Raw genomic sequence first — 23,585 nt, forward strand, 5'->3', positions numbered from 1 at the left:
GGGCTTGGGCGCGGGGCCCCGAGAGAAAAGCAAGCGGGCCCTGCACATGAAACCCGTCGACGACGGACAGTCTTGCCATCCGCCTCAAGCGCCGAAACGTAGGGTGCGTCGATACGCGACTGCATGTGACGATCCGCTTCAACGTTTCATCGATGGAAGTAGCACACCTCCTTTGCAACCGGGTCGGACTTAGTCTCCTCCGTCGCCCACCCGAATAGACATGAGGAAGCAGCCCAGCCCTCGCCGGAACTCCCCATTTATATTACAAAAACGGTGCCGCCACCTGACAAAAATACTGTATGGATGTACAGTTTAGGCATTTGATGGGGAGAACGCGATTTCTCAATGTTTCGATGTTCATCATCCGGGGCTCTGCGGAGCGCCGCGTTGGCCCAGCTAGACACTGAACGCTATTTTGAGTATCAAGGCATGCCAGATCATAGGCGCATAGCCCACATTGACATGGATGCATTCTTTGCATCTTGTGAACTTTCGCAGTATCCAGAACTGCGAGGCCAAGCCATGGTGGTCGCGGGCCGTCGTTCGGATGCCCCCCGAACGAACGCGGACGGCACGCGTGAATTCTCGCGGTTACGCGACTATACGGGCAGAGGTGTATTGACGACTGCAACCTACGAAGCACGAGCGCTCGGAGTTCACTCTGGGATGCCGGCGATGAAGGCGGCCCGACTGGCGCCGAATGCCATTCTCCTTCCGGTGAACTTTGACCTGTACCGAACATACTCACGACTGTTCAAGGAAGCAGTTCGATCCGTAAGTCCTACAATCGAGGACGTGGGAATAGATGAGGTCTATGCCGATCTATCGTTCTTGAATGACGAATCGGAGCAAATTGCGCGGAACCTGAAATCCGCGGTCGTCGAGGCGACCAATCTGACCTGTTCGGTTGGAATTGCGCCAAATAAGCTCTTGGCAAAATTGTGTTCCGACATGGAAAAGCCAGACGGAATCACAATTTTGCGGCTTGAAGATTTGCAAGCAAGGATCTGGCCGATGGCTGCCGGAAAAATCAACGGTATTGGGCCGAAGGCCAACGCCAAGCTGACGTCTCTCGGGATAACGACGATCGGTGAAATTGCCGCATGCGGCGAGCAATGGCTGATCGAACAGTTCGGACGGAGCTATGGGTCATGGCTTCGCCAAGTTTCCCATGGGCTCGACGACAGGCCAGTGGTGACTCATAGCGAGCCTGTCTCGATGAGTCGAGAGACTACATTCGAGCAAGACCTGCACGCCGTACGGCACAAGCAGGAACTCGGTACCGCATTTACCCGTTTATGCGAGCAGGTGGCGCTAGATTTGCAGCGTAAAGGCTATCTCGCGCGAAGGATCGGGATCAAACTTCGCTTCAACGACTTTCAGACAGTAACGCGTGACGTCACTCTCCCAGAACCTGTTGCGGACGCTAAGGCACTGCGTCACGCGGCCACCCAATGCCTGAAACGGGTCGAACTTGTTAAATCCATCAGGTTACTGGGGGTCAAGGCGGGCGGCCTCCAACGTGCGGGAACGACGGCGAGCGAGGCGTCGTCGCAGTTCGAGTTGGATTTTTAATGCGCGTACCACCTTACCGAGCAAATGTATCCTAACTTACCAAAAACGACCAAAACAGGTAGGTTGGGCGACACTGAGCTTCTCAAATGTCTTTTTTTAAGAAAAGCGTGACTGATTGTTTTATACAAATCAGATAGTTACAACCAGAGCGTCCAGAGTTACCCCGCCCACGTTCGCCATACGAGATCTATATCGACCTGACCGACCTGGCGGGCGAACCGGCCGACATCGGCCGGCGCATCAAGGACGCCGTTCATCAGGCCACCGGTCTCACGTGTTCGATCTGCGTCGCGCCGAACAAGCTGCTCGCGAAGATCGGCTCCGAACTCGACAAGCCTGACGGCCTGACGATCCTGACGCCGGCCGATATACCGCTGCGCGTGTGGCCGCTGCCGGTGCGCAAGGTCAACGGCATCGGCCCGAAGGCCGCGCAGAAGCTGACCACACTCGGCCTCGCGACGGTCGGCGATCTGGCCGCCGCCGACGCCGGGTTCTTGCAGGACAACTTCGGGCGCAGCTATTCCGCCTGGCTGATGCAGGTCGCACAGGGTCACGACGAGCGACCCGTGGTGGTCGAATCGGAGCCGAAGTCGATCAGCCGCGAGACCACGTTCGAGCGCGATCTGCATCCGCGCCACGATCGACCGGCGTTATCGAGCGCGTTTACGGCGCTGTGCGTGCGTGTCGCCGACGATCTCGTGCGCAAGGGTTACGTGTGCCGCACGATCGGCATCAAGCTGCGTTACGACGATTTCCGCACCGTCACGCGCGACCTGACGCTCGACGAACCGACCGCCGACGCGAGCGAAATCCGCCGCGCGGCGACCGAATGTTTGCGACGCGTGGAGTTGAACCGCAAGCTGCGGCTATTGGGCGTGCGCATCAGCACGCTGACGTCGGCCAGCGAACAGGCGCTGAAGCCGCGCCTGCCGGTTCAGGCCGACTTGCCTTTCGCGAGCGACGAATAGGCGCTGTCGCCGGCGACGCCGGTCGCGTTCGCACGCATGGCCGGCACGTCACCTGACGTGGACAGCGCCGACGCCGCCACCGAAAACGAGAACGTGTTGACGCCGTTGGCGCTGTGCGCGGACACGGTGCCGCGATGCATCTCCGCGATCGCCTTCACGATCGCGAGCCCTAGCCCGTGGTTTTCGCGGCTATTGGTGCGCGAGACTTCCGCGCGATAGAAACGGTCGAACAGATGTTCGAGGACGTCCGGCGCGATCGGCTCGCCAGGATTTGCCACGGCGACGCGCACCTGGTCGCGCATCGGTCCTTTCCCGCGCGCGATCGTCACGCTGATCGACGCGCCCGGCTCGCAATGCTGGATCGCGTTCATCAGCAGGTTCGTGCACGCGCGGCCGAATAGCGACCGGTTCACGCGCGCGAACGCATCGCCGTGCAACTGCGCATGCACGCGCGCCTCTTCGAGCGGAATCTCCAGAAACTCGAGCGTATGCGCGAGTTCCGCCGCGAGCGACACCTCGACGAGCCCCGTCGCGCGTTCGCCCTGATCGGCGCGCGCGAGGAACAGCATGTCGTTGATGATCGTGCGCATCCGCTCGAATTCTTCGAGATTCGATTGCAGCGTGTGGCGCAGATCGTCGACCGAGCGGTTGCGGGTCAGCGCGACCTCGGTCTGGCCGATCAGGATCGTGACCGGCGTGCGCAGTTCATGCGCGACGTCCGCGTTGAACGATTCGAGCCGGCCGTAGGCGCCGTCGAGCCGTTCGAGCGCGCCGTTGAACGAGTTCGCGAGGTCGTTCAGTTCGAGCGGCAGCGACGCCGTATTGAGCCGCTGCGAGCGGTTGTTCGGGCTGACCGCCGATGCGTCGCGCGTCAGACGCGTGAGCGGTGCGAGACCGATGCGCGTGACCGAGTAGCTGAGCAGCAGCACCGCGAGGCTGCCGAGCGCGGACAGCGCCGCGAGCGCCGAGCCGAACACCCGCATCGTGCGCAGGTTCGGTGAATAGCTCGACGCGAGCTGCAACTGCACCGGCGGCCGCGCGGCGTTGGCGGGCAAGGTCACCGTCGAGGTCAGCATGTCGGGGCCGCCGCCCGCCGGCGCGATGCGCGCATAGCCGCCCGGCCAGCTCTTCGTGACGGTGCCCTGCACCGGCGTGCCGAAGTGATAGCTCGGGTCCGCGCTCGTCACCGAGTACACGGTGCTGCCGTCGTGCGGCGTCATGTCGGTGAGTTTTTCGCGGCATATCCGCCATTTTTCGGGCGTCACCGCGTGATAGACGATGATGCGCGCGATCTGCGTGCGATCGTCGAGCGACTCGCGCAGATGATGTTCGAGCTGCGTGCGCAGCACCAGAAAGAGCCCCGTGCCGACGAGCGTAAACACGAACAGCGCGACCAGCGCGAACATCGACGCGAGACGGCGGGCAATCGAACGGTTCATGATGTCTCGGCCTCTTCGCGCACTTCGAGCACGTAGCCCATGCCGCGCACCGTGTGCAGCAGCTTCGACGGGAACGGGCCGTCGAGCTTCGCGCGCAGCCGCTTGATCGCGGTTTCGACGACGTTCGTGTGGCTGTCGAAGTTGACGTCCCACACGAGTTCGGTGATCGCGGTCTTCGAAAGAATGTCGCCCTGACGGCGCGCGAGCACGCTGAGCAGTTGAAACTCTTTGGCGGTCAGGTCGAGGCGCACGCCGTCGCGCGTCGCGCGGCGGCCGATCAGATCGACGAACAGATCGCCGACGGAAATCAACGTGGACTCCTGCGAACGCGTGCGGCGCGCGAGCGCATGCAGACGCTCGACCAGTTCAAGGAACGAGAACGGTTTGGTCAGGTAGTCGTCCGCGCCTTCGCGCAGGCCGCGCACGCGGTCGTTCACGTGATCGCGCGCGGTCAGCATGATGACCGGCGTCGACTTGCGCATGCGCAGCGCCTTCAGCACGCTGAAGCCGTCGCGCTTAGGCAGCATCACGTCGAGGACGATCACGTCGTAATCGAATTCGGTGGCCAGATGCATGCCTTCCTCGCCGTCGAGCGCGACATCGACGACCCAGCCCTGCTCTGTCAAACCGGAGCGCAGGTAGTCCACCACCTTGTGCTCGTCTTCAACGATCAGCAATTTCATCCGCGTCCCCATGCCACGTTTGGCGGCCAACTGTCCATTATACGAAACGCCCCTGATGCCTCGCGCCGATCCCACTCCCTCGCCATGGAAGCTCTGCCGGGGCGATTCAGTGTGCAGGAGCCGGCATCTCCTTCTGCTGCGCGCCGCCGGCTGGCGCTTGCTGCGGCGATGCCGTAGCACTGGCGACGTTCGCTGTCGCGTTCGTAGGGGCAGCCTCGTTCCCGGCCATTGCGCCACCTTGCGCGCCGCCCTCCCAGCCGCCGCCGAGCGCCTTCACGAGCGCCACCGACAGCGTCAACTGCTGGCCGTGAATCTGCACGTCCGTGCGCTCGCTCGTCAGCAGCGACTCCTGCGCGTCGATCACGTTCAGATACGCGACGAGGCCGCCCGAATAGCGATCGTTCGCGAGCGACAGCAGCCGCTGCGCGTCCTCGACCGCCTCGCGCGACTGCTTCGCCGCGCCGTCGAGCACCGACAGTCCTGTGATGCCGTCCTGTACCTGCTGGAACGCGCTCAGCACGGTCTGCCGATAATTCGCCTCGGTCGCCTTGTAGCCCGCGCTCGCGTACTGGACGTTGGCCGCGCGCCGGCCGCCGTCGAAGATCACTTGACCGACCGTCGCGCCGAGCGTCCACATCAGCGTCGGCGCGCTCAGCAGATTGGCGAACTCGGTGCTCTCCCAGCCGATGCCCGGCGTCAACGTGAGGCTCGGGAAGAACGCCGCCTTGGCCACGCCGATCTGCGCGTTGGCCGCCGCCATCGCACGTTCCGCCGAGGCGACGTCGGGACGCCTTTGCAGCACGTCGCTCGGCACGCCGAGCGGTACGGTCGGCGCCTTGATGTCGAGCACCTTCGGCTCGATCGCGAACTGCGGTGCCGGCACGCCGACCAGCGCGGCGATCGCATGCTCGAACTGCGCGCGCTGATTGAGCAGCAGTTGCGCCTGCACGCGCGTCGAATCGAGCTGCGATTTCTGCTGCAGCACGTCGAGGCCCGATACCGAACCGAGATCGTGCTCGGTGTTCACGTAGTCGAGCGCTTTCTGCTGCAGCTTCACCGACTGGTTCAGCACGTCGATCTCGTTGTCGAGCTCACGCAGCGAGAAGTAGTCGGTGGCGAGGTCGGTCGTCAGCACGAGGCGCGCGTTCGCGAGATCGTCCGCCGACTGTTCGGCCGACGCCTGCGCGCCCTCGACCTGACGACGGATGCGGCCGAACAGATCGGTGTCATAGCTGATCGTCGGCCCGAGCTGGAGGTTGTTCTGCACCGTCGATTCGGTCGGCGTCGCGTAGTTCGTCAGCGGCCGGTCGTGCGAAATACGGAAGCGCGAGGCCTGTGCGTTGAAATCGACTTCCGGCACGCGCTGCGCGCTGGTGTTCGCGAGCGTCGCCTTTGCCTGCTCGTAGTGCGCGCTCGCGGCGGCGAGCGTCTGGTTCTGCGCGAGTGCCTGGGTTTCGAGCGTCGCGAGCGTGGGGTCGGCGAAGCCCGTCCACCAGTCCGGCGCGATCGGCGCGTGCGACGGCGCGGCGACGCGCCAGAACGAATCGGTGTGCCATTCGGGCGGCACCTCGGCCTGCGGCCGCTGATAGTCCGGGCCGACCGTGCACGCGGCGAGCAGCGCCGCGCCGGCGCACGCGCTCAGCGCGGTGAAGACAGTGCCACGCGTACGCGCCTGGCGTGAAGCCGCGAACGTCACGACGCCCCCTTGCCGTTCTTCTGCTGCGGCTGCACCTGCACGTGATCGCCATCGGCAATCGAATCGCTCGGGTTGACGATGATGCGATCGCTCGGCGAGATACCGCTTTCGATTTCGAGCTGCTGTCCGAGGTCCACCGCGATCACGACCTTGCGCAGGCTCACGTTGCCCTTTGCATCGACGACCGCGAGGCGCGGACCCTCCGCGCGAAACAGCAGCGCGTTGCCGGGCACCGTGAGACGCGCATGCGCGGCGGCCGGCACCGCGACCTGCACGTACGCGCCGGGGCGCAGCTTGTCGTCGGGATTCGGCAGCGTCACTTCGATCTGCAACGAGCGCGTGGGTACGTCGATCGCGCCAGATATATGCGTGATCTTGCCGTTGAACTGCTGGCCCGGCAGCTCGGCCTGCGTGACCACGACCTTCTGCCCGAGCGCGACGTTCTGCGCGTAGGCCTGCGGCAACTGCACATAGACGCGCAACGGGTCCGATTGAGCAAGCGCGAACAACGCACGGCTCGTGCCGCTGCCCGCGTCGATCAGATCGCCGACGTCGACGTTGCGCTGCGTGACCACGCCGGTAAACGGCGCGACGATCCGCTTGAACGATTCGAGCTGCTGCAGACGCTTGACGTTCGCATCGGCGGCCGCGAGATTCGCGAGATCCTGCGTGTAGGTGCTTTGCCGTTCATCGAGTTCCTGCTGCGACACCGCATCGCGCTGGCGCAACTGCTGCCAACGGTCCAGCGAGCTCTTCGCGAGCGCGAGGCTCGAATTGATCTGCTGACGCTGTGCCAGAGCCTGCGCGAGTTCCTGGTCGATTTCCGGCGTATCGAGCTCGGCGAGCAGTTGCCCCTGCTTCACGTGGGTGCCGATGTCGGCGTACCAGTGCAGCAGATAGCCAGTCGCGCGTGCATAGATCGGCGACTCGACATAGCCGCGCAGCGTGCCCGGCAGCAGCGTGTCGCCGCCGCCCTCGGTCTGGGTCGGCGTGACGACGTTCACGTACTGCGTGGCATTCTGCTGCGCGATCGCCGCGACTTCGCGGTTTTGCAGCACGTTCGCGATCACGGTGCGGAGTGTGCCTGCCACGAGCAGCACGAGCACGATCACGACGGCGATCTTCGCGCGCTTCCATTCGCGATGGCGCGGCGGCAGCCGGTGCTCTCCTTCTTCGGTTTCCCGCGCGGGGATCGCTAGCGATGCATGAGTTTTTTCGGTCATCTCAGTCAACCATCGTTTAACTTTTACGCGGGCGTCGCCGCACTGCTGGGTTCCGGTGCGGGGGTGTCACTATGGCCGCCACTGCCACTGCCACTGCCACTGCCACTGCCACCGCCATCGTCGCCACCGCCGTCGTCGCCGCCGTTCTTATGACGGCGCGCGAGCCACGAATGAATTCCCGCAAACACGAGCGGCACGAAAAACAGCGTCGATACGGTCGCGAACAGCAACCCGCCGATCACCGCGCGGCCCAGCGGCGCATTCTGCTCGGCGCCCTCGCCGAGACCGAGCGCCATCGGAATCATGCCGATGATCATCGCGAACGCGGTCATCAGCACCGGACGAATCCGGCTCGCGCCGGCTTCGAGCGCGGCCGTGAGCGGCGGCGCGCCGGCCGACAGCCGCTGGCGCGCGAACGCGACCATCAGAATACTGTTCGCGGTCGCGACGCCCATCGTCATGATCGCGCCGGTCAGCGCCGGCACGCTCAGATGGGTGCCGGTCAGGAACAGCATCCACATGATCCCCGCGAGCGCCGCCGGCAACGCGCTGACGATGATCAGCGGATCGACCCACGACTGGAAGTTCACGACGATCAGCAGATACACGAGCACGATCGCCATCGCGACGCCGATGCCGAGCCCAAAGAACGAACTGCGCATCGTCTGTACCTGGCCGCGCACGGTGATCGTGCTGCCGCGTGGCAGCGAGCCGCGCACCTCGTCGACGATCTTGTCGACCTGATTCGCCACGCTGCCGAGATCGCGCTTTTCAACGCTCACATACAGATCGATCACCGGACGGATGTTGTAATGCGTGACTTCCGCGAACTGGCTTTTCGGCGAGATCTGCACGAGGTTGCCGAGCAGTTGCGTCGGCCCGTTCATCGTGGCCGAGACCGGGGTGCGCATCAGTTCGTCGATCGAAGACACCTGGTACTGCGGCGTTTGCACCGCCACCTTGTATTCCACGCCGTTCCTGTTGTTGACCCAGAAGCCCGGCGACGTCTGCGAGCTGCCCGATAGCGAAACGAGCACGTTCTGCGCGACGTCGTTCGCGGTCAGGTTCAGTTGTTGCAGGCGGGTGCGGTCCATGTGCAGATCGATCACCGGTTCGTCGAGCTTCTGCTGGATATGCGTGTCGACGGTGCCGGGAATCAGTCGCACCTGCTTCAGCAGCTTGCGCGCGACGTCGAGGTTGCCCTGCTGATTCGCGCCCGAAATCTGCACGTCCACCGCGGCAGGCAGGCCGAAGTTCAGGATCTGCGTGACGATATCGGCCGGCTGAAAGAAGAACTCGACGCCCGGGAAACGCTGCGGCAGGATCGCGCGCAGCTTGTCCATGTAGATCTGCGACGGCTTGTGGCCTTCGTTCAACGCAATCTGGATCTCGCCGTCGAGCGTGCCCATCGTGCCCGCATTGCTATACGACAGGTTGATGCCGCTATACGGCAGCCCGAGGTTGTCGAGAATCGTGCCCAACTCCCTGGGCGGCACGACTTCGCGGATCACCTTCTCGACCTCGTCGGCCAGCCGCGCGGTTTCTTCGATACGCGTGCCGGTCGGCGCGCGCATGTGCAGACGGATGTCGCCCGCGTCGACGCTCGGAAAGAAGTCTTCGCCGAGTGCAAAGAACAGGCCCATCGACAGCACGCAGAAACCGAGGAACAGCGCGCCGAACATCTTGCGACGCACGAGCAGGCTGCTCAGGATCACGATGTAAGTCGCGCGCATGCGCTCGAAGCCTGCGTCGAAGCGGTGATACAGACGCATGAACAGATTCGGCTTCGTGCCCGCCTTCGGCTTGTGCGCGTGGCCCATCAGCAGCATCGCGAGCGTCGGCACGAGGGTACGCGACAGGATGTACGAAGCGAGCATCGCGAACACCACCGCTTCCGCGAGCGGCACGAATAGATAGCGCGCGACGCCGGTCAGGAAGAACATCGGCACGAACACGATACAGATACACAGTGTCGAGACGAGCGCCGGCACTGCGATTTCGCCGGCGCCGTCGAGAATCGCATCGTGCAGATTCGTGCCCAAATGCAGGTGCCGCTCGATGTTCTCGATCGTCACGGTCGCGTCGTCCACCAAGATGCCGACCGCGAGCGCGAGGCCGCCCAATGTCATGATGTTGATGGTCTGCCCGAGCGCGTGCAGCACGATCAGCGACGACAGAATGGACAGCGGAATCGAGATCGCGATGATGCAGGTGCTGCGCCAGTTGCCAAGGAACAGCAGGATCATCGCGGCGGTCAGCGCGGCGGCGACCAGCGCTTCGCGCACCACACCCTGCACCGCCGCCTTCACGAACACCGACTGGTCGAACAGCGCGGTGATTTGCAGATCCGGCGGCAGCGTGGCGCGCGCGGCCGGCAAAATGCCTTTCAACGTATCGACGATCGACAGCGTCGACGCGTTGCCGTTCTTCAGCACCGAAATCAGCACGCCGCGATGGCCGTTCTGCCGCACGATGTTGGTCTGCGGCGAGAAGCCGTCGCGCACATGCGCGACTTCACGCAGATAGGTCGTCGCGCCGTTGACGGTGCGCACCGGAATGTCGTTGAGACCTTCCAGCGTCGGTGGCGAACCGTTCATGTCGATCGTGTATTCCTTCGGCCCGATCTTGGCCGTGCCCGTGGGCAGAATCAGGTTTTGCGCGTTGAACGCGTTGACCACATCGGCAGGTGTCAGGCCCTTGGCCAGCATCGCGCGCGTGTCGAGGTCGACCGAGATCAGCCGCGATTTGCCGCCATACGGATACGGCACGGCCGCGCCCGGAATCGTCACGAGTTGCGGTCGCAGGAAGTTCAGCGCGGTGTCGTTGAGATCCTGCTCCGAGAGTTTCGGACTCGACAGGCCGAGTTGGATGACTGGAATACTGGAAGCCGAGTAGCTGATGACCAGCGGCGCGGTGGCGCCCGGCGGCATCTGCTTCAATTGCGCCTGCTCGATGGCGACCGTCTGCGCGATCGCCGTCTGGATGTTCGCGTTCGGCTGCAGAAACACCTTCAGGATCGCGATGCCGGGGAGCGATTGCGATTCGATATGTTCGATGTCGTTGACCGTCGTGGTCAGACTGCGCTCGTTGACCGACGTGATGCGGGTGGCCATGTCTTCGGCCGACAGCCCCGTATACGTCCAGATGATGCTGACGACCGGAATGTTGATATCCGGCAGCACGTCGACGGGCATGGTGAACAGCACGAAGGGCGTCGCCAGCACGATCAGAATTGCCATCACGATGAACGTGTATGGCCGCTTAAGCGCTACGTTGACGATCCACATTGAAACGGGCCAGAGAAAATGCGGGTGGAGGGAGGGATTGAATCTGCGCTTATGCTAGATCGATGGCACCAACGCCTGCATGGCATGAAAATGGCGAAATCGTCAGGAAGCTTGTTGAAAGCAAATGCGCCATTTTTGAAGGCGAAGGGCTCTCGCCGAATTAGCTGCGAATTAGCCGCAAAGCAAACGTTTGTTGAATAAATTTACGCGCAGTTAATGAAACGTTTGCTGATACGCGGCACGTTTTTTGGCCGAAATAGTATGAAACATGCTTTCAGATTGATTCGCAAGACGGGACGATTTTGCTCCGAGTGGCCATCCCCTTCAACGAAAATAGGCCGGTCAACCTGAATGGTCGACCAGCCTTCATTTGCAGTTATCCGTATCTTGGCGTCAACGCCCGCGACGCTTATTTGGCGAACAGCGACGACATATCGGCGAACGCCTTGAACTCGAGCGCATTACCCGACGGATCGAGGAAGAACATCGTCGCCTGTTCGCCGACCTCGCCCTTGAAGCGCACATGCGGCTCGATGATGAATTCGATGCCGGCTTTCTGCAGTTTGTCCGCGGCGGCCTGCCATTGCTCCATCGACAGCACCGCGCCGAAGTGGCGCACCGGCACCGCGTCGCCATCGACCGCGCTGGTATGACGGTGACCGACTTCGTCCGGCGCCAGATGCGCGACGATCTGATGACCGTAGAAATTGAAATCGACCCATGCGTCCGAACTGCGCCCTTCCGGGCAGCCGAGCAATTCGCCGTAGAACTCGCGCGCGGCGGCGAGGCTATGAACAGGAAACGCCAGGTGGAACGGCGGCAAAGCGGTTTCGGCAACGCTCATGATAGGAAGACTCGCTGGGGTGGGTGTGAGGATGAATTACGACTCGCACGACTGGCAACCGGTTCAGTTGAAGCAAAGTTTAATCATGAATAAAAATGTTGAGAAACGATATATATTTGACCTGACCATCACCTAAATCGATTGATCGAACATGCTCAGCGAGTTGAAAACCTTGATTGCCGTCAGCCAGTACGGCACGTTCTCCGGCGCGGGCGCGCGCATCGGGCTCACGCAATCGGCCGTCAGCGCGCAGATGCAGCGGCTCGAACAGGAACTCGGCTTTCAACTGTTCGACCGCACCGGCCGCTCTGCGACGCTCAATGAGGCGGGTCGCGAAACGCTCGCGCTCGCAGAGGAAATGATGACGCTCTATGCGCGGCTCTCCGAGCGCAGCGGCGGCGCCGCCGAAAGCGGCATGCTGCGAGTCGGCGCGATCGCGTCCGCGCAGGTGTCGCTGCTCGCCGACGCGCTCGCGCGCTTTCGCGACGACCGTCCCGGCTGGCGGATTCGCGTGGTGCCGGGCGTGTCGCTGGGGCTGCTCGGCCAGGTCGACTCGGGCGAGCTCGATCTGGCCGTCATCATCAAACCGCCGTTCGCGCTGCCGTCGGAACTCGAATGGCGCACGCTCGTCGCCGAACCGTTCGTGCTGCTCGCGCCGAAACAGCTTGCGCGCGGCGGCCGCTCGTGGCGCGAACTGCTGCGCAGCGAGCCGTTCATCCGCTACGACCGCGCGTCGTTCGGCGGACGGCTCGTCGACCGTTTTCTGCGGCGCGCGCGCCTTGGCGTGCGCGATGCGGTCGAACTCGACGAATTGCAGGCGATCGTGCAACTGGTCGCGCGCGGCATGGGTGTCGCGCTGATTCCGAATACGGCCGGGCTCGGCAAATGGCCAGCGGGCGTCGTCGCACTCGAACTCGGCGATGCGAGCTTCGAGCGCGAGATCGGGCTCGTGCTGCGGCCGCGGCATAGCCGGCCGGTGGTCGCCGATGCGTTGGCGGAGTGTATTGCGAGCGCGGCGCACGGTTGAGCGCTTTGCACGCCGCATGCATGGTGATCGGTGCGACGGTATTCAGCAGCTACGCGGTGCTGTTTTCGACGGCGTCCGCACGCCGCGTCTATACGGCGATCCGGCGATCCGGCGATCCGGCGCTGGCTCGATGGCTCGCTCGCGGTGATGTTCGGCATTGCGGGGGTCAAATTGTTGACGTCGAAGAGTTGAGGTGGGTCAGGCGCGTCTGGGTCGCCCGAGGCCGCGCTCTGCGATACTGGCGGTTCGGCTCCATCAACGACGGCTGCTAGCGCACCCGCCTACGCAACGATGAACGGCAACGACCACGACGCACCTTCTTCCAACCAACGCTCGCCGCTGCAAAAGCGGCTCTATCTCACCGGCGCGGCGATCCTGGTCGTCAGCCTGATCGCCGCGGTGCTCATCTACGTGAGCGTGCCGCCGCCCGATAGCGCGGTCGCGATGTACGGCATGATCGATCCGCGCTATCAGATCGAGCTACAGCAAATCGGCGGCAACGCGGCAGTGCTGATGGCGCAGTTGCATCAATGGTTCGATAGCTTGTGGCACGGTGCCAGGCTCGCTTATACGGTCGCGGCGCTGGGCGCTGCGCTGGCGGCCGGCTGTTTTTTCATCGGCCGTTTTTTCGCGGACGATTAGTCGCGAGGCACTCGCCGTCAATCGCTCTCACGCCATGACCGAGCTTGCGACGTAGCAACGTCCGCACTTCGCTGTCGCTCAGAATTCCGATGTCGGGCGAAATGTCGTCAATGTCGCCACGAGCGGCGATCCTCATCCGGCCTACGCCATCAATAGCGCTTCATATTCCGCGCGGAACTGGTCGATGGAACTCTCCACCACCGTCACCGCGCCGTCGATCAAACCGCAACGCCCGCTGCCGGGAAGAAGGCGGCACAGGTTCTCCAGTGCATCCAGATCGGCACGCACACCGCGGCCCGTGTCGAGCCGGTTGAGAAGCCGCATCATCTGAAACGTTCCGCCCTTGCATGGCGGGCACTGGCCGCACGAACCCTGAGCGAAGAAATTCACGTAGTCCGCGACTTTGCGCACGATGCTGGTGCCTTCCGACACCACGATCATCGCGCCCGTCCCCAGACGCGAACGGCGTTGACGCACCGAGTCGAAGTCCAGTGCAACGTCGAGATCGCGCTTCGTCAGCAGCGTGTTGGATGGGCCGCCCGTGAAGACCGCCTTGAACTCCTTGCCCTGCAGCATGCCGCCGCCGTGCTGGAACACCAGCGTCTCCAGGCTCGTGCCCATCGGCAGTTCGTACAGGCCGGGCCGCAGCACGTCGCCGGAAAGCGAATAGAGCTTGGTTCCGGCGGCGTTCCCCACGCCGAGGTCGCGGTACCACTGCGCGCCGTGGCGCAGAATCCCGGGTACGTGCGCCAGCGTCTCGACGTTGTTGACGATGGTCGGTGCGCCGTGCACGCCCTGCTCGGCCGGGAAAGGCGGTTTGCGCCGCGGAAACGGAAAGCCGCCTTCGACGCTGGCGATCACCGCCGTCTCCTCTCCGCCGATGTAGAGCCCCGAGCCAGGCACGACGCCAAGCGACACCGGCGCACCGATCCAACGCTCGATCGCGGCGAATTGCGCGTGCCCCGACCACTGCTTGACCGCCTCGCGAGTCGCGGCGAGAGACCCCGTCTGATGCGGATTCACGTACAAGACGACATGGTTGGCTCGCGTCGCCACCGCGGCGATCAGCGCGCCCTCGATCACCTGATGCGGTGTGTGTTCGAGCAGAAAGCGATCCTTGAAGGTGCCCGGCTCGTCTTCGTTGCCATTGCAAACGACGTACTTGTCGCCGTCAGGGGCGGCCGCGACCGGCGCCCACTTTCGATGTGCGGGGAAACCAGCGCCTCCCATTCCACGCAGGTCGGCCAGGGCGATCTCGGCGAGGATCGCCCCCGGGTCTTCGAGCGCTTTGGCGAGTCCCTCGCCGCCGCCGCGCGCGAACCACGCATCGAGGTCGGCACCGACGCGGAAATCGTCCCTCATCAAGCACTGATTCAGCATTTGCATCGCGTGCTCCGTGGTTCGCCTCACCGGATGCCGCCGATCACGCGACCGCGTGCGCTCGCGCGCAATCCCGCATCGACTCGCAGATCGAAATGGGCATAGGCGGGAAAGAGCTGCGGCGCCTTGACGTGAAGCGGCAGTCCCGCCAGCGTCAGCTCTCTCTGCCACGCGTGCACGTGACCGATTCCGGCGCGGTTCGCCATCACCCACTCGCTGGATTGCGCGGCCTTCGCGCCGGCACGGCGCCCCATGCTCAGAATGTCGAGCAGCGCGTTACCCATCAAGCGGTTGCGGCCGTGGATGCCGCCCGTCACCTCGCCGACACAGAAAAAGCCGGGGACGTTGGTGGCGCCGTCTTTGTCGATGGCGACGCCGCCGTTCTGGTAGTGGAGCGTGGGATAAACGAGGAACGGCTCCTGCGCCGCGTCGATACCGCATTTGTGCGCGAGATGGCGAAGCGTGACGAGGCGTTTGGCCAGAATGCCCGGATGCTCGATTTCGAGTGTCGGCGTATCGAGGAACACGCCGACCTGGCCGTCGCGCTCGATCCCGCGGCCCTGAGCGCACTCGCGCAGGATCGCCGATGCGACGACGTCGCGCGGCTTGAGTTCGTCCACGAAGCGTTCCCCTTCGCCGTTCAGAAGTCTCGCCCCCGCGGATCGCGCCGCCTCGGAAATCAGACCGCCCGCCAGATGGTGCGGGTAGGCGATGCCGGTGGGATGGTACTGGAACGAGTCGAGCTCGCGCAGGCGCGCGCCGATCCGATAGGCGAGCACCAGACCGTCGGCGGTGGCGCCGTAGTGGTTGGAGGTCGGAAACGAATTCAGGTGCAGTCGCCCCGCGCCGCCGGTGGCGAGGATCACGGCGCGCGCGCGCACCAGCACGAAGGTACGCCATTCGAGGTTGTAGATCACCGCTCCGGCGCAGCCGCCGCGCTCGTCGGACAGCAGTTCGACCACAGGGCAGCGGTTCCACAATTCGATGCCCGGGTCGAGGTCCACCGCCTCGCGCAGCACGCGCATCATTTCGAGGCCGGTATAGTCGCGATACGACAGAATGCGCGCCGCCGATGCGCCTCCGGGCTTCTTGCGCATCAGATTGCCGCCGAGCGGCTGGTCCTCTTCCAGATCGAACATCATGCCGAGCTGGATCAGCCAGCGAATCACATCGGGGCCGTCCATCACCATCTGGGCCACGAGTTCGGGTTCGCCGCAGAAGTGCCCGGCGCGAAGCGTGTCCTCGAAGTGCAGTTGCGGGCTGTCATCCTCGCCGATGGCCGCCTGGATTCCGCCTTCGGCCATCACGGTATTGCTGTCGCCGAGGCGCAGCTTGGTGGCGAGAATCACGCGCGCGCCCTGCTGCGCCGCCGTGAGCGCCGCGGCGCAGCCACCACCGCCGCCGCCGATCACCAGCACCTCGGTAGTCATCAGCTGCGCGCCGGCGATATCGACATCATCGATCAGCGCGTTGGCCTGCAGGTGCCGCGCGAGATCGGGCTGACACGGCTCGCCGCGATTGACCCCGACGCTCAGCGTGACGCGCGCATGCGGCCCATGATCGGGGTGATAAGCCTTCAGCAATTCATCGACCGGAACGTCATCGCCGCGGACCGTGGCCGCCATCCCGGGGCGGTAGCGCTGGCGCGCGTTTTCGTAGGGTATGCCGGCGGACATGATGATTCGCCCCGGTCAGCGCGGCGGCTGCGCGCCCGGCGCAGCGAAGTCGATCGTCAGCTCGCCGCTCTCGATCTGCTGCAGCCGTCGCATCAGATTGGCCGGACGCAGCGAAAGCGACGCGACCATCCGGCGCACGAACACACCCAGATGGTTGGGCCGGATATGCTCGGGGCATGCGAGCGTGCACAGGTTGCACATCACGCATTCGTCGAACACCTGGCTCGATGCTGCCAGATTGCCCTCCACCGCCAGGTTCACGCCGCGCTGCACGTCCAGCCCCTTCGGACAGGCGCGATCGCAACCGTTGCAATGACGGCAATGCGATGCTTCGGGGAAGATCTCGGCGATCTTGCTGAGCGCCTGCCAGCTGTCACCGATATCTTCCATTCGATACAGGTGACGTTCCGATTCCGTGAAGTAATCGAGGAAGGCGACCTGCATACCCTCTTCGACAAGGGTCTCGCAAGCGAGCGCGGTGTGGACTTCCTGTTCGCCGTTGCGTCGCACCATCACACGGCACGACCCGCACACGCCCTGCGACATGCAGCCGACACCCTCGACGAGGGTCTGCCCCGCGTGCCCCATGGCCTGCAGAATCGAGCAATTGCCCGGCGCCTGAATCTCGCGCCCTTCGATACTCACGCGAACCATGGCCTCGCACTCTCCTTGCACGCCGTGAACACTTCACTGGCGAACGCGCCGAAAAGGTCATATAAACCTTAGCACAAGGACGGTTATGAGAAAGGGGCATGGCATGAAAACTTTCTGGAAGGCCGTCGCTCCGCTGATCGTGGCGATCGTCATCGCACTGATTCCCGCCCCTCCCGGTCTCGCGCAGCACGCGTGGTATTACTTCGCGATTTTCGCGGGCGTGATCGTCGGGCTGATGCTGGAGCCTATTCCGGGCGCCGCGATCGGTCTCATCGCGGTGACGCTCGTCGCTGTATTCAGCGAGTGGGTGTTCTTCAGTCCCGCACAACTCGCCAAGCCCGGTTTCAACGTCGCGAACGCGGGGCTCAGCTGGGCGCTTTCAGGTTTCTCGAATGGCACGGTGTGGCTCATCTTCGGTGCCTTCATGTTCGCCCTCGGATACGAGAAAACCGGGCTCGGCCGGCGCATTGCATTGATGCTCGTGCGGGCGCTGGGTCGCCGGACCCTCACGCTCGGTTATGCGGTGATGGCGGCGGACGCCGTGATCGCGCCATTTACCCCTTCCAATACGGCCCGCAGCGGCGGGACGATCTTTCCGGTGATTCGCAGTTTGCCGCCGCTTTACGACTCGAAGCCGAACGATCCGTCGGCGCGGCGCATCGGTTCGTACATCATGTGGACCGCTATCGCCACGACCTGCGTGACGAGCTCGATGTTCCTCACCGCGCTCGCACCCAATCTGCTCGCCGCGGAACTCGTCAAGAAAACGGTCGACGTCGACCTCGAATGGACGCAGTGGTTTCTGGCCTTCGCGCCCGCGGGCATCTTGCTGCTGCTGGCCATACCGCTGCTGACTTACGTGCTTTATCCGCCGCAAGTGAAGCATAGCGCCGAGGTGCCAGCCTGGGCTGCCCAACAGCTCAAGGAGATGGGGCCGCTCACGAGGCGGGAAATCATGCTCGCCGTGCTGGTGCTGATCGCTCTCGCGCTGTGGGTCTTTGCGGATGACTACGTCAATCCCACGACCGCGGCGCTGATGGTGATCGCGCTGATGCTGATCACCCGGGTGGTGAGCTGGGACGACATGCTCGCCAACAAGCAGGCCTGGAATACCCTCGTGTGGTTCGCGACGCTCGTCGCCCTCGCCGATGGGCTCAGCAGGACCGGCTTCGTCAAATGGTTCGCCGCGACGATATCGACCCACATGACCGGCTTTGCGCCGACGACGGCCGCGATCGTTCTCGTGCTGATCTTTTTCTTCACGCATTACATGTTCGCGAGCATCACCGCTCATGCGACGGCAATGCTGCCGGTCATGCTGGCGGTGGGCTCGACGATTCCCGGCATGCCGATGGAGGCGTTCGCGCTGATGCTCTCGCTGACGTTGGGGATCATGGGGATCCTGACACCGTATGGAGCGGGGCCGAGCCCTGTGTACTTCGGCAGCGGGTATCTGCCCGCGGGGGATTTCTGGAGACTCGGGCTGATTTTCGGCGTCATTTATATCGCCGTGTTTCTTCTGATTTGCGCGCCGATCCTGCTTTGAGCTTTGAGGCCGCGCTTGCGCGGCTCCTGCTTCGAAAGATCGCGACGATTTCCCTCGTTCTTCTAGATATCGAAGTACAGATAAAACTCCCATGGATGCGGACGCAATTTGATGGTGTCGATCTCGCGGCTGCGCTTGTAGTCGATCCAGGTCTGGATCACGTCGTCGGTAAAGACGTCGCCTTTGCGCAGGAACGTGTTATCGGTTTCGAGCGCCGCCAGCGCCGCGTCGAGGGAGCCTGGCACCTGCCGTATATTGCGCGCTTCTTCGGGCGGCAGATCGTAGATGTTGCGGTCGAGCGGCTCGCCGGGATCGGTCTTGTTTTCAATGCCGTCGAGGCCGGCCATCAGCATCGCGGCGAAAGCAAGATATGCATTGGCCGACGGGTCCGGACAGCGAAATTCGACGCGCCGGGCGTTCGCCGAATCCGAATACATCGGAATGCGCGCCGCGGCCGACCGGTTGCGCTGCGACATCGCCAGATTGACGGGCGCCTCATATCCGGGTACCAGGCGTTTGTATGAATTCGTCGTCGGCGCGCAGAAGGCCATCAGCGCGGGTGCGTGCTGGAGCAATCCGCCGATGTACCAGCGGCACAGGTCCGAAGTCAGCGCCCAGCCGCCCGCGTCGTAAAAGAGGTTCTGTTCGTCTTTCCACAGGCTCTGGTGACAATGCATGCCGCTCGCATTGTCGGCGAACAGCGGCTTCGGCATGAAGGTTGCGACCTTGCCGTGCCGACGCGCGACGTTCTTGCAGACGTACTTGTAGATCATCACGTTGTCGGCCATGCGGGTCAGCGTCGCAAAGCGCATGTCGATCTCGTTCTGTCCCGCGGTCGCAACTTCGTGGTGATGCACTTCGATCTGTACGCCCGCCTGCTGGAGCGTCAGCGCGATTTCCGAGCGGATCTCCTGCAGCGTGTCATGAGGCGGCACCGGGAAATAGCCCTCCTTGTAGCGCTGCTTGTAGCCGAGGTTGCCACCGCCGTATGCGCCTTCGTCGCGACCGGTGGTCCAGTCGCCCTCGCCCGACTCGACGTAGTAGTAGCCGCAGTGCTGATCCTGGCCGAAGCGGATGGAGTCGAAGATGAAGAATTCGAGCTCCGGCCCGAAATAACACGTCGTCGCGATGCCCGTCTGGCGCAGATAGTTCTCCGCCTTTTTCGCCACGTAGCGCGGATCGCGCGAATACGGCTGCCGCAGCACGGGATCGACGACGTCGCAAATGATCGATAGCGTCGGCGTGCCGCAAGCCGGGTCGACGAAGGCCGTTGCCGGGTCAGGCCGCAGCAGCATGTCGGACTCGTGGATCTCCTGAAAGCCGCGGATCGATGAACCATCGAAACCGATGCCGGCGCTGAACAGGTCGTCGTGAACCTCGGGAAGCGTGATCGAAAAATGCTGCCAGAGTCCGGGCAAGTCAGTGAATTTCAGATCGACGATCTGAATATCGCGCGCTTGCAACAGGCCGATCACATCGCTTGCGCTTTGTGGTCGCGTGACGCGATAGCTGCCCGCTTCGACGGACGCCGCAAACGGCGATCCGGTGGTTCCTTGCGTACTGGCCATGAACTTTGCCCTCTTCCGCCCCATTACCGCCCGTGTACTTATAGTCCAACGTTAGTACGTCCACGCGCGAAAGCAAGGCGGCAGTGCGTGGACCTAGCGGTCTTGCTCCAGTGCCTTCAAATGAGCCTCGCCGGCATCTCTGGCAGCGGCGGACGTCGCATACGTCTCGTCCGAAACGAGCGAGCGTTTGACCTCACGGGCCGCGAAGTCGACCAGCGTGATTACCCAGACATGCTCGCCACTCTGCTCGGCCGTTTGCACGAAAGCGCGCACGTCGCCCTTGTCCTCTGATTTCATCGTGACCTCCTTGTGGAAAAGTCGCGCGGAAAAAGGGGAGCGCGACAATAAAGCCGTTCGCGAGCCGCGGTGCTTTCCTCACGGAGCGCGTAGCTTGATCTTAGGCAATGGAATCGGTCCAATGACAGTTTTCTCGCTTCCGATGCCGAGCACAGCCGATGGGTTCGGCGGTGAAAGCGGCTTGCCCGCAATCATCTAAAGCCCTCATCGAGACCTTGTCGGGAGGCGCGGTTGCGCCGGTCGAGTAACGCGGACGGGCGTTCGACTGGGCGAGCCGTCTCCCCCCAGGGACCTCAGTCGCGGAAATCGAGCTCATTCAGTTTGCGGCGTGGAACGGCGTTGGCCAGTCCGTCTTGCGAACGAGATGAGCGCCGCCCGAGGTAATTCTTCCACTGAAAGCGCCCACAGCGAATACGCAACGCTGCGCTGGAACAACAAGCCGACAGCAGCCCGAAGCTGCCCCTTGCCCAGCGCGTACACCGCGTCGGTCACGGCGACGGCACCGTGCATCAGAATGCTGGCATGCCGGTAGCATCCCATCATGCAGTCATTGCAGGGTTGCCGTTGATCGGGCAGGCGGTCGAGGTCGAAGACGGAGCCCATCGGCTCAGGCCACGCCTCGCAACGCCAAACATCGAGGTTCCAGTCGATATAAAAGTACTTGCTGCCACCGATGCATGGAACCAGTTGCTGTTCGCCGCGCACGAAACGCGCGACCTCGGCCAGCGCAGCGCTCGGGTCCATGACACGGAAATGCTTCTTGAGGCGCGCGATTGCGCTCAACGCTTCGAGTAGTTCGTCGGTGTTCAGGTCGACGAGTTTCGATTCTTCGTCGTAGACAAGCGATGTAGATCCAAACGCCTCGCGCCGTGGATAGGAAAAAACGACGGCATCGAAGCCGAGGCGGTTGAGCGTCTCGGGAAGCAACTCGTAACGGACCAGTCGGCTCACCGTAATCGATGCGCAGACCTCGATGCCGAAGCTATGGGCCTGAGTGATGCCGTCGCGGATGCGGGCCTCGAGACCGCGCAGACCGCGATTGCGCTCATGCTCGCCCATGTCCGCGCTATCGATGGAAATCAGCAGACGCCTGAGGCCGGCCGCCGCCAGTGGCTTGATGTAGCGGGGAAGAAACCAGCCGTTCGTGATCACGCCGCACTGCATGCCGGCCTTGGTGGCCGAAGCCACGAGCGATGCGATCTCGGGATGAACCAGCGGCTCGCCTCCCTGCAGCGTCATGTAACGAATCCGGCGTCTGCGCAGGATCGGCAGTGCGCGCGCGAACTCATCAGGGTCGAGATAGCGACGTGGCCCCGCCAGATTTTTCTCGCGAGAGAACCCGCAGAAGTCGCATGCGGCGTTGCAAACGTTCGTCACCGATACGTCACACACCGCGGGCAGCGGATTGCGCGGTTCGCTGCCGACACCGTCTGCATGCCGCTGATCGCGCCACTTGATGATCCGCTCTGTCGTATCCATGGGACCCTCACGGCCTGCCGACGAATTCGGCAAGAAGCTTCATAGAATACGCTCAACGCGCTGCGCGTGATCCATTCTTACGCCAGCCTACGCCCCGCCCCGTGACGGCCAGCGGATGGAAACTACGCACCGTTGAAGTTAAACAACCGCATAACGGCAACCACGCGCAAATGACGTTGCCTATCATGCGTACCGCGCCGTCAAACCGGCAGCGCGCACTGTCTATTTCCAGATTTGCACGCTCCCATCGAGATACCCAATCTCCTTCGTCTTGCTGCCCGTAAGCAGGCACGAGGTTGAAACGGCCCGAGTCTGGAGCGCAAGTCGGCTCACGTCTCGCAGATGCGCATAGGATTTCAAACGAGTCGGCGTTTTTGGTGTGACATCCCGTTTCAGGCTCTTGATAAACACGTACTTATAGTCGCTTTCTGTGTCGTGTTCGGCCAGGTAATTAGCCAACCACGCAGTCGCAATCGAAATGACGCGATTCCGCGCTTCATTGGCGTTATTCTGGGCTATCGACTTCCCCATATTGACCGTTCCGAAACCGGCCATCGGATGCTTTGCCATCTTACGCGTGAGGCCTGATTTCGCGCTCCGTCCTGGAATGTCGTCCGGAGCGGGTTGCGCGTCTGACGCGCCGGCATGCATCAACATCGACGCCCAGGTATAGTACTGGCCGTTTAGCCCATAGCATATTTGCTTCTCAATCAAGTCGAGCAGCATGAAGGTCGCCATAAAAACGCCACCTCCCGACTTATCCCGGTCGGCGCCTCCCTCGCTGATCAGCAGTCCCGCGATCGTATTGGCCAATTCGACCGCGTCGTCGTCGCCGCTCGTTTGCCCCCACAGGAGTTGCCGCGCTTTGGTGGCCGCTGTCGAATAAACCTTCGCGACCCGCCGTGCCTTGCGGGTGTAGACCGTCTGCGCCTTCGGGTCGAATCCGCGCGCCTTATCAGCCAACTCGCCTGCGGTTACCACGTGCGAAGTCGCCAAGGCGACTTCGCCTTCGAGGAGTTCAGGCGGAACCTCAGTCACGTCCGACGTGTAGCTCTTCAAACCTTTTGCCGCTCCGCCCCACTTCGCAATTAGCCGGTCTGCCACCTTGATAAAAACGGTCTCTTTCCCCACCGGCTGTTGGCTTAACCAGTACCAGTCTCCAATTCCAAGGGGTTGGTAGGGAACGGCGAACGTGCCCTCGCCGTGTGGTTTGCTTGCGGTTGGTTTGGTGCTTGCTAACAGGTTCCAAATGTCCGCATACAGCAGGTGATCAACGTCTAGCGATTTGAATGCTCTACCGAATCCGATCTTCATCTCGACCTCACAAAGTGGGTTTGAATCGAAAATTGGTATACCGCAATCAAGCTGTCGCGCAAGTTGGCGGAATTGGCGCGTTCTTCAACTCGACTTCCTCGAGCTATGCCTTTTAAATTCCGCGCGTTAAGCCGCAATTGAACATGACGCTCGCGCTATATATCTTATTAAAATTCGCGGCGGATTTCGCTCGGCGGTTTCAAGAGTGAAGCGCAACGGCGGGATTAATGTTTAGAGCTTTGAGGTTGACTTGCTGATGCGAGGGTCGCGGCGAAGACCTCGAATGG

General features: G+C 62.8%; 17 protein-coding genes and 2 pseudogenes. 6 read left to right on the top strand and 13 right to left on the bottom strand.

The genetic code is table 11. From position 1 onward, the window contains the following. The first annotated feature begins 429 nt into the window (after positions 1-429). Together dinB and HDG32_RS25025 are read left to right on the top strand one after the other, a co-directional pair. Positions 430-1,575 carry a DNA polymerase IV gene (dinB, locus tag HDG32_RS25020; RefSeq protein WP_184071581.1) on the top strand — a complete coding sequence of 382 codons (1,146 nt, stop codon included), beginning with the start codon at positions 430-432 and terminating at the stop codon, positions 1,573-1,575. A gap of 182 nt (positions 1,576-1,757) precedes the next feature. Continuing rightward, positions 1,758-2,543: pseudogene (locus HDG32_RS25025) on the top strand (DNA polymerase IV); the annotation flags it as partial. On the opposite strand, the gene HDG32_RS25030 reads toward HDG32_RS25025, so the two are convergent. The 6 genes from HDG32_RS25030 to HDG32_RS25055 all read right to left on the bottom strand — a co-directional run bounded on the left by HDG32_RS25030 (position 2,510) and on the right by HDG32_RS25055 (position 11,715). Then, positions 2,510-3,982 (bottom strand): heavy metal sensor histidine kinase, encoded by a 1,473-nt coding sequence (locus HDG32_RS25030; protein ID WP_184071544.1) that lies wholly within the window; start codon positions 3,980-3,982, stop codon positions 2,510-2,512. The pseudogene HDG32_RS25025 and the gene HDG32_RS25030 overlap by 34 nt on opposite strands. Beyond that, positions 3,979-4,665, bottom strand: coding sequence for a heavy metal response regulator transcription factor (locus tag HDG32_RS25035; protein ID WP_018424874.1), 687 nt, complete (start codon positions 4,663-4,665; stop codon positions 3,979-3,981). Before HDG32_RS25035 ends, HDG32_RS25030 begins: the two co-directional genes overlap by 4 nt. A 106-nt stretch (positions 4,666-4,771) precedes the next feature. Further along, entirely contained in the window at positions 4,772-6,307 is a 1,536-nt protein-coding gene (locus tag HDG32_RS25040) for an efflux transporter outer membrane subunit (RefSeq protein WP_184071583.1), read from the bottom strand. A 50-nt stretch (positions 6,308-6,357) separates the two neighbouring features. Continuing rightward, entirely contained in the window at positions 6,358-7,584 is a 1,227-nt protein-coding gene (locus HDG32_RS25045; RefSeq protein WP_184071546.1) for an efflux RND transporter periplasmic adaptor subunit, read from the bottom strand. A gap of 23 nt (positions 7,585-7,607) precedes the next feature. Then, positions 7,608-10,871, bottom strand: coding sequence for an efflux RND transporter permease subunit (locus tag HDG32_RS25050; RefSeq protein WP_184071548.1), 3,264 nt, complete (start codon positions 10,869-10,871; stop codon positions 7,608-7,610). A 409-nt stretch (positions 10,872-11,280) separates the two neighbouring features. Then, positions 11,281-11,715 carry a VOC family protein gene (locus tag HDG32_RS25055; protein WP_008918388.1) on the bottom strand — a complete coding sequence of 145 codons (435 nt, stop codon included), beginning with the start codon at positions 11,713-11,715 and terminating at the stop codon, positions 11,281-11,283. Positions 11,716-11,866: 151 nt separating this feature from the next. On the opposite strand from HDG32_RS25055, the gene HDG32_RS25060 reads away from it, so the two are divergent. The 3 genes and pseudogenes from HDG32_RS25060 (at position 11,867) to HDG32_RS25065 (ending at position 13,384) form a co-directional block, all read left to right on the top strand. Then, positions 11,867-12,742 (top strand): LysR family transcriptional regulator, encoded by an 876-nt coding sequence (locus HDG32_RS25060; protein ID WP_184071550.1) that lies wholly within the window; start codon positions 11,867-11,869, stop codon positions 12,740-12,742. 17 nt (positions 12,743-12,759) lie between these two features. After that, positions 12,760-12,934, top strand: a pseudogene (locus HDG32_RS36675) (LysE family translocator); the annotation flags it as partial. Between the two features lie 99 nt (positions 12,935-13,033). After that, on the top strand, positions 13,034-13,384 hold the full coding sequence (locus tag HDG32_RS25065) for a hypothetical protein (protein WP_184040264.1): 351 nt from the start codon (positions 13,034-13,036) through the stop codon (positions 13,382-13,384). Positions 13,385-13,525: 141 nt separating this feature from the next. Here the strand turns inward: HDG32_RS25065 and HDG32_RS25070 are convergent, their stop codons facing one another. From HDG32_RS25070 to HDG32_RS25080, 3 genes are read right to left on the bottom strand one after another with little or no spacing between them, the layout of a single operon-like run. Next, positions 13,526-14,770, bottom strand: a complete 1,245-nt coding sequence (locus HDG32_RS25070) for an NADH-quinone oxidoreductase subunit F (RefSeq protein ID WP_184071552.1) — start codon at positions 14,768-14,770, stop codon at positions 13,526-13,528. A 20-nt stretch (positions 14,771-14,790) separates the two neighbouring features. Further along, entirely contained in the window at positions 14,791-16,440 is a 1,650-nt protein-coding gene (locus HDG32_RS25075; protein ID WP_184071554.1) for an FAD-binding protein, read from the bottom strand. Positions 16,441-16,455: 15 nt separating this feature from the next. Continuing rightward, positions 16,456-17,094 (bottom strand): 4Fe-4S dicluster domain-containing protein, encoded by a 639-nt coding sequence (locus HDG32_RS25080; RefSeq protein WP_184071556.1) that lies wholly within the window; start codon positions 17,092-17,094, stop codon positions 16,456-16,458. A 103-nt stretch (positions 17,095-17,197) separates the two neighbouring features. On the opposite strand from HDG32_RS25080, the gene HDG32_RS25085 reads away from it, so the two are divergent. Next, on the top strand, positions 17,198-18,640 hold the full coding sequence (locus tag HDG32_RS25085) for an anion permease (RefSeq protein ID WP_184071558.1): 1,443 nt from the start codon (positions 17,198-17,200) through the stop codon (positions 18,638-18,640). 62 nt (positions 18,641-18,702) lie between these two features. Here HDG32_RS25085 and glnA read toward each other — a convergent pair whose 3' ends face one another. The 4 genes from glnA to HDG32_RS25105 form a co-directional block, all read right to left on the bottom strand. Then, positions 18,703-20,208, bottom strand: coding sequence for a type I glutamate--ammonia ligase (gene glnA / locus HDG32_RS25090; RefSeq protein WP_184071561.1), 1,506 nt, complete (start codon positions 20,206-20,208; stop codon positions 18,703-18,705). Between the two features lie 93 nt (positions 20,209-20,301). Further along, entirely contained in the window at positions 20,302-20,505 is a 204-nt protein-coding gene (locus HDG32_RS25095; RefSeq protein WP_090806402.1) for a hypothetical protein, read from the bottom strand. A 312-nt stretch (positions 20,506-20,817) separates the two neighbouring features. Next, positions 20,818-21,984, bottom strand: coding sequence for a radical SAM protein (locus tag HDG32_RS25100; RefSeq protein ID WP_184071563.1), 1,167 nt, complete (start codon positions 21,982-21,984; stop codon positions 20,818-20,820). A 222-nt stretch (positions 21,985-22,206) separates the two neighbouring features. Further along, positions 22,207-23,298, bottom strand: a complete 1,092-nt coding sequence (locus tag HDG32_RS25105) for a hypothetical protein (RefSeq protein ID WP_184071565.1) — start codon at positions 23,296-23,298, stop codon at positions 22,207-22,209. Positions 23,299-23,585: the final 287 nt, after the last annotated feature.

The sequence above is a fragment of the Paraburkholderia sp. CI2 genome, assembly GCF_014201055.1.
GTDB lineage: Bacteria > Pseudomonadota > Gammaproteobacteria > Burkholderiales > Burkholderiaceae > Paraburkholderia > Paraburkholderia tuberum.

Coding starts and splice junctions, on each gene's coding strand:
- dinB (WP_184071581.1), top strand. CDS start 430: ATGCCAGATCATAGGCGCATAGCCCACATTGACATGGATGCATTCTTT.
- HDG32_RS25030 (WP_184071544.1), bottom strand. CDS start 3,982: ATGAACCGTTCGATTGCCCGCCGTCTCGCGTCGATGTTCGCGCTGGTC.
- HDG32_RS25035 (WP_018424874.1), bottom strand. CDS start 4,665: ATGAAATTGCTGATCGTTGAAGACGAGCACAAGGTGGTGGACTACCTG.
- HDG32_RS25045 (WP_184071546.1), bottom strand. CDS start 7,584: ATGACCGAAAAAACTCATGCATCGCTAGCGATCCCCGCGCGGGAAACC.
- HDG32_RS25050 (WP_184071548.1), bottom strand. CDS start 10,871: ATGTGGATCGTCAACGTAGCGCTTAAGCGGCCATACACGTTCATCGTG.
- HDG32_RS25055 (WP_008918388.1), bottom strand. CDS start 11,715: ATGAGCGTTGCCGAAACCGCTTTGCCGCCGTTCCACCTGGCGTTTCCT.
- HDG32_RS25060 (WP_184071550.1), top strand. CDS start 11,867: ATGCTCAGCGAGTTGAAAACCTTGATTGCCGTCAGCCAGTACGGCACG.
- HDG32_RS25065 (WP_184040264.1), top strand. CDS start 13,034: ATGAACGGCAACGACCACGACGCACCTTCTTCCAACCAACGCTCGCCG.
- HDG32_RS25070 (WP_184071552.1), bottom strand. CDS start 14,770: ATGCAAATGCTGAATCAGTGCTTGATGAGGGACGATTTCCGCGTCGGT.
- HDG32_RS25075 (WP_184071554.1), bottom strand. CDS start 16,440: ATGTCCGCCGGCATACCCTACGAAAACGCGCGCCAGCGCTACCGCCCC.
- HDG32_RS25080 (WP_184071556.1), bottom strand. CDS start 17,094: ATGGTTCGCGTGAGTATCGAAGGGCGCGAGATTCAGGCGCCGGGCAAT.
- HDG32_RS25085 (WP_184071558.1), top strand. CDS start 17,198: ATGAAAACTTTCTGGAAGGCCGTCGCTCCGCTGATCGTGGCGATCGTC.
- glnA (WP_184071561.1), bottom strand. CDS start 20,208: ATGGCCAGTACGCAAGGAACCACCGGATCGCCGTTTGCGGCGTCCGTC.
- HDG32_RS25095 (WP_090806402.1), bottom strand. CDS start 20,505: ATGAAATCAGAGGACAAGGGCGACGTGCGCGCTTTCGTGCAAACGGCC.
- HDG32_RS25100 (WP_184071563.1), bottom strand. CDS start 21,984: ATGGATACGACAGAGCGGATCATCAAGTGGCGCGATCAGCGGCATGCA.
- HDG32_RS25105 (WP_184071565.1), bottom strand. CDS start 23,298: ATGAAGATCGGATTCGGTAGAGCATTCAAATCGCTAGACGTTGATCAC.